A 13740-nucleotide genomic window follows, 5' to 3' on the forward strand; every position below is an offset into this window, starting at 1 on the left:
ATATTAACTATTTGACAATTGATTTTATTAAATTAAACTCAAAGATCAAACTTGTAAAACCCTAAATACTATGCGTACATATTATTTTAAAGCAAAAAAATGAGGATTTAATAAAAATACACCAAGGATAAAAAAAATATGACAATTAAAAAGGCAAGCCCAAATATCTCCAAAGATTTAACAAATGCTATTTCACAATCCCTCTTTCAAATCAGTTACAAATTCCTATGTAGTCTGTACAAGCAATCAAAGCTTCTTGCTTTTTCAAAAACCGATTGAACAGCGGTAATTGCATACGACGATATCATCCCTCATAACTAGAATCACCGAAAAAATAAAATCGCAAATATTCAGGCGCACTAAAAAACTATCTCTATTCAGGAACAAAATGCCTATCTGCCAAACATCAATAAAAATAACAAATTTTCCTACAAATATATAAATTAATACTTCAAAACCTACAAATTTAAATTTTAAAATAATTGCCGGTAGAAAAAAACAATCCAATCGCCTCTCAACAATATCTTAAACAAACCAAATCAATAAGAAAAACAGAACTACAAGAATTTATACCAGAAAAAAAATAACAAAAAAAAATGCGAAGCCTGAGCCTCGCATTTCTAAATATTTAAATAAATATTTCTATTCTACTGTAACTGATTTTGCCAGGTTACGTGGCTGATCAACATTACAACCTCTCATTACTGCGATGTAATACGAAAGCAATTGTAAAGGTATGGTTGTGATCAGTGGAGACAATGCATCTGAAGTCTCAGGGATCTCAATCACATAATCCGCTAATTCGCGAACTTGTGTATCCCCTTTAGTAACTACCGCGATGATTTTACCACTACGCGATTTGATCTCCTGAATGTTACTTACAATTTTATCGTAATGTCCTTGTTTAGGTGCAATAACGATAACCGGCATGTGCTCGTCAATCAAAGCAATTGGCCCGTGTTTCATTTCGGCAGCAGGATAACCTTCGGCATGGATATAAGAGATTTCTTTAAGTTTTAAAGCTCCTTCCAGCGCTACCGGGAAATTATAACCACGTCCTAAGTACAAACAATTTGGCGCATCTTTAAATGCTGCTGCAATTTCTTTTGCTCGGTCGTTAGTTTCTAACGCCTCTGCTACTTTTTCAGGAATAATCTCTAATTCCTGTAAGTAGGTATGAAAATCCGTATTAGACAACGTTCCTTTTGCTTTACCTAATCGCAATGCGATCATGGTTAAAACCGTAATTTGAGTTGTAAAGGCTTTAGTCGATGCTACTCCAATTTCTGGTCCTGCATGCGTATAAGCACCTGCATGACTTTCTCTTGAAATAGAAGAACCTACGACATTACAAACACCAAAAACAAATGCTCCATTTTCTTTCGCCAACTTAATAGCCGCCATAGTATCAGCTGTTTCTCCCGATTGAGAAATCGCAATTACCACATCGTCTTTATTGATGATTGGATTACGGTATCTGAACTCTGATGCATATTCTACTTCAACAGGAATACGGGTGAATTCTTCAAAGATGTACTCAGCTACTAAACCAGCATGCCATGAAGTACCACAAGCAACGATTAAAATACGTTTAGCATTTAAGAATTTCTCTAAATTATCTTCAACACCTGCCATCTGAACGATTCCTTCATTGGCATGAAGTCTTCCTCTGTACGTGTCTTTTATAACACTTGGCTGCTCGTAGATTTCTTTTAGCATGAAATGATCGTACCCTCCTTTTTCAATTTGCTCCAAATTCATTTGAAGCTGTTGAATGTAAGGGTCTACTAATGAATCATCTTTGATTTTTCTCACTTTAAGAGGCTTATGCAATCTAATGTTTGCCATTTCACCATCTTCAAGATAGATCGCATTTGAAGTGTACTCAATAAAAGGCGAAGCATCAGAGGCAATAAAATACTCTCCTTCTCCAACACCAATTGCCAATGGGCTACCCAATCTGGCAGCTACAATTTCATTTGGGTTCTTTTTATCAAAAACAGCAATTGCGTAAGCTCCTACTACCTGATTTAAAGCTATCTGAACTGCTTTACCCAATTTCAAACCTTCATTTTTCTGAACTTCTTCAATTAAGTTCACTAAAACTTCGGTATCTGTATCTGATTTAAAAGTATAACCTCTCTTTTTTAATTCTTCTTTTAGCGGTGCATAATTCTCAATAATTCCATTATGAATTATAACCAACTCTCCTGAATTAGAGAGATGTGGGTGTGAGTTTACATCATTTGGAACTCCGTGAGTTGCCCAACGTGTATGTCCAATTCCTATGCTTCCGGTTGCGTCTAAGTTCTCTTTGGCTTTAACCTCAAGATCCGAAACCTTCCCTTTTGTTTTACAAAGTTTTATCCCTGATTCAGTGTTATACAACATAACACCGGCACTGTCATATCCTCTGTACTCGAGCCGCTTTAATCCTTTGATTACAATAGGATAAGCCTCTCGATGACCGATATATCCAACAATTCCACACATATATTAATTATTAATTTGGTTTCGTGTAGTAAACTTCAAGCTGTAATTTCTTCCCTTTTGGAATAGTTGCACTTGAAGTGCCTCCAAATAATACCGTCCCTAATGGACTAATAACTGAGGCTCTAGGTGCCTCTGAGATAACGTTGTTTTTTAGTTTTAATTTGTTAGAAGCTATTGTGCTTGCATCACCCGTCACCACCAAACCTAACTTTACGTTTTTCACAGTTGCATTCTTAATCATATTACGAATATGATTGGTTAATCTAATTTTATAGGTAGTACCTCTTTTGGTTGTAGGATCTACATTAATAATCCCACTATATATTGCCTTATTCAATAACGGATTAGATGAAGAAGTTGCATCAGAAACGTAATCTACAATAGGCACATTATCATCCAGGTTGTACAAATAAATTCGTTTAGGCTCATAAATCCCAGTCATTTTATCTGTATCAATAGAAAAAACTAAATTAGCCTCATTCACTAACCACTTATTGGTTCTGATTTGATCTAATTTTGCTCCAAAACCATTCAATTCTAATACCGCTAAAGATCCCTGACCTCCTTTTAAATAAAGTCTGTCGTCTCCAGCCTTATTATTTGGATTTGCTATCGCACTGGCATAAGCAGGGTCTTTTGCTTCTTTAAGCAAACTTGCCGAAGCACCTGTTAGCTTAATAACTAAGGTCTTATCCTCCATTGTAGTGTCTGGGTCTGTTGTTATAGCCGTCTTAGCCTTGTACTTGATCGTTATTTTACCATTTGTTGCAAAATTCAGCAAAGCCATATTAACCGGACTACTACCTGAACGCTCTACTTTAAAATATAATCCTCTAAAATACTCCTGAAAAACATCGGCAGAAGCCAATTTTGCAGCCGGAGCCTTAAGAATTTTATCCATGAAGAAGGTTTTATTCAGGTTCAAACGCATTTCAGGGGCAACTTTAGTACTTGTTTCTTTACCCGTTGTGGGATCTGTACTTACATCTGTGATCTCACTCGCATTAAAGAAAAATTCATCATTTTGTGCTATGTTAGGATCGTCATTTAAAGCCTTTCCAGTAGCAACATATGGTTTTTTAGATTTATCAAAATTAATGTAACTATCCACACCTGTATCTGTATCCATATCTGTATTATACAACTGTGCAAATTGAGCACCTCCATCAAAATAAGAACTACGCATCTGAACCCCTGACTCATAAACCCCTAATTTAATTTTACCATTAGAGGCTCCGTAGATAGAATCCAGTACAAAAGTTCTGCTTCCGTCACTGTTTGCCGTTTTTACATGATTAAAATAAGGAACACTTAGCACCACACTTACGATTTCTGGTGCATCACCAATAGTAGGTGCATACGTATCCAAACCAACCTGAGTCACAAAACTGGCAGCGGAACTACCAAAAACTGCATTATCATAAATACCTAAACCATAATTTACCGATCCGTTTGACTGGATTGGGGTTACTTCCTGATTATAAGCTAAAACTTCATATTTTTCAGATTCCAGACCAAAATGATCGTCTCCGATCAAACCATCACCAATCGCATTAAAATCTTTATCGCAAGAATATAAAAGGACAACTGTTGCAACTAATAGTATTTTCTTAACAAAAGAAGTATTGTACATGTGTAATAATAAAGTTTAAATTTAGAGACCCATTGTTTTATAGAAATTTGTATACGCTTCAGCGAATGCATCTTTCGTGGCGAAAGGTAAAAAAGGTTTTCCTGAAGATTCTATAAATTTTGTTAAACTTGGCGATACATGCTCAGAAGCAATAATTACGGCATCAGAATGCAATATACTGGCTTTTAAGATATTTTCGTAGTTAGGCGTTTCCAGATCAGCAACTGATTCATGCGGAACCCCGTCAAATTTTACTTTATTAATCATTTCTAAATCCAGATTTTCATCAAAAGATTGTCCGTAAACCGAAGTTACGATCTTAGTTTCAGAAAATAAAGCTTCATTTTTATAATAGTGCTTCATGTAAATAGGCAACATCGAAGCCAACCAACCGTGAACATGGATAATATCCGGAACCCAGTTTAGTTTTTTTACAGTTTCAACAACTCCTTTTGCAAAAAAGATAGCTCGTTCGTCATTATCAGGATACAAAACCCCGTCTTCGTCGGCAAAAGTTGCTTTACGTTTAAAATATTCATCATTATCAATAAAGTAAACCTGAATTCTTTCTTTCGGAATGGAAGCAACTTTAATAATCAATGGCATATCTAAGTCATTCACTACCAAGTTCATTCCTGAAAGTCTAATTACTTCGTGTAACTGGTGTCTTCTCTCATTAATATTTCCATATCTTGGCATGAAAATTCTAATCTGACCTCCTTGATCGTTAATCATTTTCGGAACGTCATAAGACATTAAAGAAACCTCATTTTCAGCCAGATAAGGCACGACTTCAGATGATACATATAATATCCTCTTATCTTTCATAATAGTATTTTACTTAATTTTTGGTAATAAAAACGTTGCAAAATTACAAAATTTTATGCAGTTATTAACTAATATATTATGTTTGCAGTAAATTTTAATAATACTGCCATGCATATTTTCTACGGTAAAGTAGCTTTGATAGCCTATTTAAAAACTATCAAAACCACAAATTCGACTATTGGATTTGTACCCACAATGGGAGCTTTACACCAAGGGCATCTGGCTTTAATGCAAAGATCACTGAAAGAAAATGACGATACCGTTGTAAGTATTTTTGTGAACCCAACTCAGTTCAACAACCCCGAAGATCTCGAAAAATACCCGCGTACTTTAGAAGAAGATGTGAAGAAAATGAGAGGTTTAAGCGACAAAATAATTCTATACGCTCCTAGCGTAGAAGATATTTACGAAGGACATACCGTTTCTGAAGCTTTTGATTTTGACGGTTTAGAAAATCAGATGGAAGGAAAATTCAGACCCGGTCATTTTAACGGAGTCGGAACCATCGTAAAACGTTTGTTCGAAATCGTAACTCCTACCAATGCTTACTTCGGAGAAAAAGATTTTCAGCAGCTACAGATTGTTAAAAAAATGGTCGAAAAAAATCATTTACCCGTAAATGTTGTTGGCTGTCCTATTTTCAGAGAAGACAATCAACTTGCCATGAGCTCCCGAAACGAACGCTTAACTACTGAGGAACGCAAAGAAGCCGCTATAATTTTTAAAGTACTTACTGAAGCAAAAGAAATATTTCACAAAGGCACTCCTGAAGAAACGATTCAGTTTGTCGAAAATTCTTTCAAAGACAACGAAAGATTTGAACTCGAATATTTCGTCATTGCTGACGAATCCACATTATTACCTATAGAACATAAAAATAAAGACAAAAACTACCGTGCCTTTATAGCGGTATTTGTTAATTCTATCAGGTTGATTGACACCATTTCATTAAATTAATTTACCTTTGCACCATGCAAATTCAAGTTATAAAATCTAAAATTCATCGAGTAAAAGTGACCGGCGCTGATTTAAATTATATTGGCAGCATTACTATTGATGAAACTTTACTAGAAGCCTCAAACATTATTGAAGGCGAAAAAGTAGCAATTGTAAACATCAATAATGGCGAACGTTTTGAAACTTACGCAATCAAGGGAGAGAAAAATTCAGGAGAAATAACCCTGAACGGACCTGCCGCGAGAAAGGTTCAAAAAGACGACATTATCATTATCATCTCTTATGCTACCCTGGAGTTTGAAGAAGCTAAAACGTTCAAACCATGGATCATTTTCCCAAATGAAAATGATAATTCGTTAACGTAAGGTTTTCTCTCAAAATTTAAAAGAATCTGTTTTTGTAGCCTAAAAAGATTCTTCAAAAAACCATAAAAAACAGAAATGACCGGTTTTGATTTTCAATATCGGTCATTTTTACTGTTTTACTCGAAAATTAACTTAGCCTCTGAATGTGCCTGTTTTGCCAAGAATTTCGCTAATTTAATGTATGCAGTCTTTTTCTTTTTAAATATTCTAATAATTCTGTTGGCCTGTCAGTTTGTATCATTGTAGCTCCATTCTCTATAACCCAACCCCAATTTGTATCGGGCGAGTCTATAGCACGTTCATCTTCATGACCGGCACACATTTCGCCCCATAAGGTATTCACCCAAATTTCTGTTCCTCTTTGTTTTATCTTTTTTATTTGTTCAAACATAGGTGATTTTTCAAAAGAATACAGTACCTCAAAGGCAATAGGATGAGTCTTATTGAGGTAGTCATCAACAAACGTATTTAGGTTCGTCTGTTCTTCTCTGATAATGGGAATATAAAAAACATCATTTATTAGCGAAGCATACTTAGTATAAACCTCAGCATAAGAATCTTCGCCTTTGATTAATGCCTGACGAAGTGTTCCTGTTTTCTTTAATACTTCAACAACCTTGTCCATATATTTCCAACTCTTATCAACATTTATTAGTATCTTTCCTTTTGCGGTAAGCATAAATTCTTCAAAAGTTGGAATTCTTTCATAAGTCTTTCTGTTTAAACCACCGGTAAGATAAAATTTCTGCAATTCATCATAAGTATAATCCGATAATTTCCCTTTTCCAGTCGTGGTACGATCAATGCTAGTATCGTGCATTAACACTAAAACACTGTCTTTTGTAAGCCTGACATCTGTTTCCATGATGTCAACTCCCATCTCAATACATTTTTTTAGCGCTCTTATAGAATTTTCAGGAGCATTTCTCCAGTCTCCACGATGCGCAGCTACAAAAACATATTTACTCTTGGAATCTTGCAAAACACTAATGAGCTTATCTGCATGAGTCTGAGCTTGAATAGTTTCAAAAAACAGTATTAGCAATACCATCGTTACGAGTATTTTTTTCATTTTACTTTTTTATGTTTGGATTTAAACAAATTTCACGATCAGAAAAAAAGCATGGTTTTGGTGCTTATTACAATTTTCATGCTTCTTTTCTGATTTTTACTAAAGCCTAATAACCTGGGTTTTGTTTGATAGCCGGATCTGTATTTATCTCTGTTAGAGGAATTGGCATTAAGAGATTATGACTATCGATTGTAATCAATATTCCTTCACTTTTAAACCACTGATTCATTACCGTTATTGCCGTTCCTTTGCGAAGTAAGTCAAACCATCTATCTCCTTCTCCAACCAATTCAAGTTTTCGTTCCAAGTCAATAGCACTTCTCAGATCTACCTGATTTACAGAAGAAATATTTGCAAGCCCTGCCCGTGTTCTTATTAAATTTAAGTAAGTCTTTGCCAAAGTAATATTACCTTGTTCATTTTCTATTTCTGCCAACATTAAGATAATATCTGCATAACGAATCACAACTACATTACTTCCTCCATCCGCAGGAACTGTACTGCTTTTAGTAAGTTTTAAAGAAAAAGGAACTCCCGATGCTGTTATAGCAACATACTTGCCTTTACGGTTATCTGCGGCTGTATACATACTATACAGATTTTTGGTCGGAAGGTTATGTCCCTTTGCTCCCGATATTGTTCCTGAAGGACTAAATATTTGCTGCATACTGCTTCCTTCACTATTCCCATTTATGCCGGAAGCAAATTGAACTGAAAATAATATTTCTTTATTTGTTTCCTTGTTAATATCAAAAACGTCTGCAATAGACACTAAATCATGAATATTAGAATCTTTAACTTTTAGCAGCCATATTTTAGCATTTTGCAAATCGTTCAAGGTCAAATAGACCTTTCCTAATAAAGCTTGTGCAGCTGTTTTAATTACCTTGCCCGCTTTATCAGCCTTTACAGGTAAAAGGGTTTCGGCTTCTGTAAGGTCTTTTATAATTTGATCATATACAACCTTGGTCGAAGCTCTTCCCTGTCCTAAATAACTATTAGGATCTATCGTTTCCTGAGTGACTAATGGCACATCTCCATATAATCTTACCAAGTTGAAATACAAAAGCGCACGAATAAATTTCATTTCTCCTATCCGATTATCTCTGATAACAGCAACCTTAAAGGGGATCTTCTCAATTCTGTTTAATACCACATTAGCGCGTTGAATTGTTTTATAAGAATCTCTCCAGGTTTCGCTTATCGAACCTACAATACTTGTGACACTAAAATTATCCAACTTGCCAAATGTGCCGTCATCATTTAATGGAACTTCATCATAAGTCGCGTCTGAAGGAATCTCACCCAATGCCACCATATTTAGTCCATAAAGTCCATTTAATTGTAATCCATCATAAACACCATTAACGGCTTCTTCAATTTCGATTTCTGTACTATAAAATTTAGTAGCCACTTTTGACGTGATTGGATTTTGATATAAATCATCTGTGCAGGAAAACTGCGCCATCAGACAGAAAAAACCAATTATTTTTATTCTTTTCATAATAGCCATCTTTAAAAAGTTAAGTTAGTTCCAAAAATTACAGATTTTGTATTAGGATAGATGCGATTATCATTAAACCCCATTTCAAGAATATTAGCCGTTTCTGCTTCAGAATTGAAACCTCTGTATTTCGTAATATTTATCAGATTATTACCCGAAAGGTAAATTCTTGCCCTTGTTAAACCAATCTTTTTTATGGCTGTCTTAGGCAGATTGTAAGCTATTTGTATATCTCGAAGTCTTATATAGTCCGCATTAGTAAAAGTAATGCTTGATCCTCTGGCAGCTTGTCTGTTTGACGAGAAATTTCCCGTATTGGGTTGCCCCAAAAAACCGTCCGGATTATTAATAGGATGATATCTATTCTCAAAATAATAGGTATTGGGTATAGAAAACCCTTCACCTGCTTCCATAAACACGGCCAATTCTTTAGCGAATTTTTTTCTGCCCTGAATTCCGTTTATAGAGAAGCTTAATTCAAAATCTTTATAAGTAAAGGAAGAATTAAAACCATAGGCAATCTTAGGAGCATAACTTCCAAAGCCTTTTTTATCTTTCTCATTAATAATTCCATCCTTGTTAATATCTTCCATAATATAGTCTCCCGTTAGGGTGCCAGGCATATGGGGTGTTGTCGCAATTTGCTCATTTGTTTTATAAATTCCCAAAATATTATATCCATAAAGTTCTGCAATTGGACCTCCGACCTTTGTTCTGTAAGATCCTTGATAACCTGTTATTATTTCATTCTGGTTATTTCCCAGTTTTAACACTTCACTTTTATTGGTTGAAATATTTCCTCCGAAATTCCATTTTACTTGCCCCAGATTGATCCCGTTTCCTTCAAATGAAATTTCAAAACCCGAATTTTTTAATTCTCCCGTATTTTGAGTAGAAGTTGTAAATCCAGATTGTTGCGGTACGGGCACATTTAGAAGCAAATCACTTGTAATCGACGAATAAAAATCAGCTGTGAAATTAAATTTTCTATAGATAGTTAAATCCAATCCTAAATTGGTTGACGTTCTGGTTTCCCATGATAAATTCGGATTAGGGGAACTGGTGGTTGCAAATCCGGGATTTAATTCATTTCCATATACATAATTTTGAGGATTTACTAACGGAATAGATCCATAAGAACCAATTTGATTATTTCCCGTTTTACCCCAACTGGCACGTATTTTAGCAAAAGTAAAAATCGTCGTTTCAGGAAAAAAGGCTTCTTTACTTACTATCCAGCCTCCGGCTACAGAAGGGAAAAGTCCCCATTTTGAATTAGAACCAAAACGAGAGGAACCATCACGCCTCAAAGTCCCTGTGAGTTGATACTTTTCTTTATAAAAATACTGAGCACGGCCAAGGTAGGAGATCAATACCCATGTATCTTTTGAACTGGTCACCTTAAAGGCGCTGGCTCCCGCAATATTTGGAAGATTATCATCCGGTATTCCTGTACCTACAATATCTGATGAATTTCCTTCTTCTCTTTGGTACGTATATCCTGCCAATAGCTCAATTTGATGCTTTCCAAAATTTTTAGTATAGTTTAATGTATTCTCGGTAATAATATTTTTTGCAGTTGAATTCGTCTCAGAAGCTACAGCTGCCTTGGGAGCGGGCATTCTATAATAACCTACTGAAGACGGACTGTAGAATTGGTTTAAAATATTTCTATAGTCTCCACCAAACAATGTTTTAAATTGCAGCCCATCACTAATATCATAGGTAACAAAAGCATTTCCAAACAGCCTGAAATACCTCTCTACATTTGAATTTAGTTTCATGACCGCAACCGGATTTTCTGCCAAAGCCCCATCTTGAGGAGCATTTGCAGCAAGTTGATTGCCAATAGCTAAAGAACCATCTTTATTATAAGGACTAAAAAATGGATAGGAAATAAGAAGCGAGAGAACAGGATTGGTATTAAATCCATCATCCTGATTGTACTTATTCTGAACCGAATAAGAAGGGTTCAAGCTAATACCAAATTTAAATTTATCTGATAATTCCGTATTAAACCGAATTGAAGAGGTATAACGTTTATAATCTGTTTCGATAACAATTCCTGGTTGTTCGAAATAATTTCCGGAAATGTAATAATTTGATTTTTCATTTCCTCCCGAAACTCCAAGTGAATAATTCGTTATCGGCGCATCTCTAAAAACTTCATCCATCCAACTGGTATTCGCTAACCCTTCTAATCCGGGGTTTTTCAGGTAATTAAGTCTAAGCTCACGCTTACCTGCGCCTTTTGCTATTCTTGTAGCTTCATCGTCATTTTCACTTCGACTGTCAGGTTTTTTAGACACATACCCCCAATCTCTGGCTTCATTGAAAAATTGAGCCGCTTGATTTGCGTTTACTATTTCTACTCCGGAAGCCTGTCTTTGGATACCGGTATAATAATCAAATGATATTATTGGAGCTCCTTTTTTTCCTTTTTTTGTAGAAACCAGAATGACTCCATTAGCCCCTCTTGATCCATAAATAGCAGCAGAAGCGGCATCCTTTAAAACATTTATAGATTCGATATCATAGGAATTTATGGCGTTTAATGTTGCTCCCTCAGAAAGAGGAACACCATCTACAACAATAAGAGGATTAGAGCCTGCGGTTAATGTACCTGTACCGCGAATAATTATCTTTGAAGAGGATCCCGGTTGCCCTGATGTTTCATTAACTTGAACTCCTGCCATTTTTCCACTCAATTGTTGTACAAAATTGGCTCCGGCAACCTTATTAAGTTCTTCTGCTTTAATCTGAACAGAAGACCCCATTACCTTCGTTTTTGACTGTTTCCCATAGCCAATAACTATTACTTCATCAAGAACTTTAGAATCTTCCTGCAGTATAATACTAACCATACTTTTATCAGATACTGTAATTGATGTAGTAATGTAACTTATATAGGAAATCTCCAGTTTATCTCCTAATGAAGCTTCTATATCAAATTTACCTTCGGAATCAGAAATAGTAGCTTTATTGGTTTCCCTATTTTTAATTGTTGCTCCGGCAATAAAAAGCCCTTTATTATCTGTAATTATTCCTGTAATTTTTTCAATTTTTGTAGCTGTAGGGATAAATCTATTTTGCTTTCTTATTCTAATAATTTTATCCTTAATCTCATACTGAACCTCCTGTCCTACAATAATTTGTTTTACAATCTCATCAATAGATTGATTTGTTGCATTGATCGAAATTATCTTTCTTGTATCAAAGTCTCCCGATTCAAAAACAAAAGAGTATCCACTTTTTTCCTTCAGGGTTTCTATTGCTTTTCCAACACTTACATCATTGTAATTCAGAGTCATAACTTGTGCATATCCCGTTAGATTTAGGAAATACAATATCATGGTCAACAAAGTGACCTTTATTTTTTCATTCATAAAATTGGTTTTTATTTATTTTTTTGGATAACTAATTCCTTAAGAAGAGACAATTTTTATCTTTATACCCTGTTTCAGAACTTCTTGGCTAGACAGTTAAAAACATAGAACCGGAAAACATGGTTATTTTTCGATTTTTTGAACTTTTTAAAATACTGTTACTTTTTTTCTCCATATTTTTTGTTTTTAAAATATCCTTTTATTTATTGTTAATTCAAATCACATCCTTTTACATATCTCATTTGTAACTTGTTTTATTACTACCACAGATTTACTTGATGAAACGGTTTTTTCTAATATTAGCTGTTAAATAATTAATTTTAAAACACCTAATTCTTTAAAAGTTGCTGCCTTAAATTTCTATTATAGTAAAACAAGCGGTTAAGAAATATGAAAGTATTTTTACTGATTAGTTGTCGAGTAGTTTATAAGAATAAGTATTATCCTTTGTCGTTATTTTTAAAAACATTACATCGCTATCCGATCTAATATTGCTATGGTTTATTGTAATTTTGTTATAGCCTAAATTTAGATTTTTGGCTTCAGAATACAATTCCTTACCTTGCAGATTAAAAATTTGAATTTGAATTTCACGATTACTATTTGAATTGATATCGATATTAAAATAGTCTTTTGATGGGTTTGGATAAACTTTAAATTCAAAATCATTGTTTGTTTCTAGACCCTCTGTTTTTGCTTTTTCTAATTCATTATTCTTATCTTCAGGAGTGGATGCAACTTCTCTTTTTTTCTGTGTCTTATTTTCTTCTTTTGGATATGAAAAATGAGTTTGTACATGATCTTTAAGTTCTGAATAATTAAATTCATGTATCTTAACTATCCCCGGTATTTTAAATTTTGTACTATTAGCATTAGAACCTACGCGAATTTTAGCGGTAGAAGTCCTCTTTAAAAATTCATTCATTGGAGAATTAGCATCATTGAACTTGTAATCCAAACCAAAGTAAGTTGCTGACAAATACTGAGTGTTAATTGGAATTGTAGTTTGCTTTATTTGCACTTCAATCCACATAAAGCGGGCTGTAAAAAAGTATCGAACTGTCCAGACTGCATCAACAGGAGTCTGGTCTTTTAAAGTAAATAACGGATCAAATAAAAGATAATCGTAATATGTACCATTTTCATGATATCTTCTAAGCATCACGGTTTGATTTTGATAGAAGACTTCTAAAAATCGCCCTTTACTGCTTTCAAAACTTAATAATTGATCTCCATTCTTTGGAGCTTCAAAATCACATATAATCACCAGACCATCTTTACTTTGTGATAAATTATCCATTTGATTCGCTATAAGAACCTGCGAATTATGATCTGCTTCTGATTTGCTTGTAAATACATTATTCCCATAAGGTGCAAAGTAGGAATAAGGCCCTGCTTGAGAAAATGACACATTAAAATTTAGCAGCAATAGCAGTGGTAAAAGTTTTAGTTGTCCTATCGAAAAAGTACAAAAAGAAATATTTTTCATAACGGTATAAATT

The 13740-nt window shown here is 34.4% G+C and carries 9 protein-coding genes; 2 read left to right on the forward strand and 7 right to left on the reverse strand.

The window, feature by feature from the left end; translation table 11 throughout:
- Nucleotides 1-642: 642 nt before the first annotated feature.
- From glmS to JO950_RS11340, 3 genes are read right to left on the reverse strand one after another with little or no spacing between them, the layout of a single operon-like run.
- Nucleotides 643-2493: a glutamine--fructose-6-phosphate transaminase (isomerizing) gene (glmS, locus tag JO950_RS11330; protein ID WP_202702744.1), complete on the reverse strand. Its 1851-nt coding sequence runs from the start codon at nucleotides 2491-2493 to the stop codon at nucleotides 643-645.
- A 10-nt stretch (nucleotides 2494-2503) separates the two neighbouring features.
- Entirely contained in the window at nucleotides 2504-4126 is a 1623-nt protein-coding gene (locus tag JO950_RS11335) for a DUF4270 domain-containing protein (protein ID WP_202702745.1), read from the reverse strand.
- 21 nt (nucleotides 4127-4147) lie between these two features.
- A complete protein-coding gene (locus JO950_RS11340; protein ID WP_017495922.1) occupies nucleotides 4148-4954 on the reverse strand; it encodes a glycogen/starch synthase in 807 nt (268 codons plus the stop codon).
- Nucleotides 4955-5032: 78 nt separating this feature from the next.
- Between JO950_RS11340 and panC the strand changes: the two genes are divergently transcribed.
- Both panC and panD read left to right on the forward strand, forming a co-directional pair.
- Nucleotides 5033-5911, forward strand: a complete 879-nt coding sequence (gene panC, locus JO950_RS11345; RefSeq protein WP_202702746.1) for a pantoate--beta-alanine ligase — start codon at nucleotides 5033-5035, stop codon at nucleotides 5909-5911.
- A gap of 14 nt (nucleotides 5912-5925) precedes the next feature.
- Nucleotides 5926-6276 carry an aspartate 1-decarboxylase gene (gene panD, locus JO950_RS11350; RefSeq protein ID WP_017495920.1) on the forward strand — a complete coding sequence of 117 codons (351 nt, stop codon included), beginning with the start codon at nucleotides 5926-5928 and terminating at the stop codon, nucleotides 6274-6276.
- Nucleotides 6277-6445: 169 nt separating this feature from the next.
- Here panD and JO950_RS11355 read toward each other — a convergent pair whose 3' ends face one another.
- The 4 genes from JO950_RS11355 to JO950_RS11370 form a co-directional block, all read right to left on the reverse strand.
- Nucleotides 6446-7348, reverse strand: coding sequence for a glycerophosphodiester phosphodiesterase family protein (locus JO950_RS11355; RefSeq protein WP_237732340.1), 903 nt, complete (start codon nucleotides 7346-7348; stop codon nucleotides 6446-6448).
- 106 nt (nucleotides 7349-7454) lie between these two features.
- Nucleotides 7455-8852: a RagB/SusD family nutrient uptake outer membrane protein gene (locus JO950_RS11360; RefSeq protein ID WP_237732341.1), complete on the reverse strand. Its 1398-nt coding sequence runs from the start codon at nucleotides 8850-8852 to the stop codon at nucleotides 7455-7457.
- A gap of 11 nt (nucleotides 8853-8863) precedes the next feature.
- Nucleotides 8864-12238 (reverse strand): TonB-dependent receptor, encoded by a 3375-nt coding sequence (locus tag JO950_RS11365; RefSeq protein WP_202702749.1) that lies wholly within the window; start codon nucleotides 12236-12238, stop codon nucleotides 8864-8866.
- Between the two features lie 409 nt (nucleotides 12239-12647).
- The gene (locus JO950_RS11370) at nucleotides 12648-13727 is read right to left on the reverse strand and encodes a T9SS type A sorting domain-containing protein (protein ID WP_202702750.1); all 1080 of its coding nucleotides are present in this window, start codon (nucleotides 13725-13727) and stop codon (nucleotides 12648-12650) included.
- Nucleotides 13728-13740: the final 13 nt, after the last annotated feature.

Origin of the sequence: Flavobacterium sp. UGB4466, assembly GCF_903469665.1 — a bacterium.
Taxonomy (GTDB): Bacteria; Bacteroidota; Bacteroidia; order Flavobacteriales; family Flavobacteriaceae; genus Flavobacterium; species Flavobacterium lipolyticum.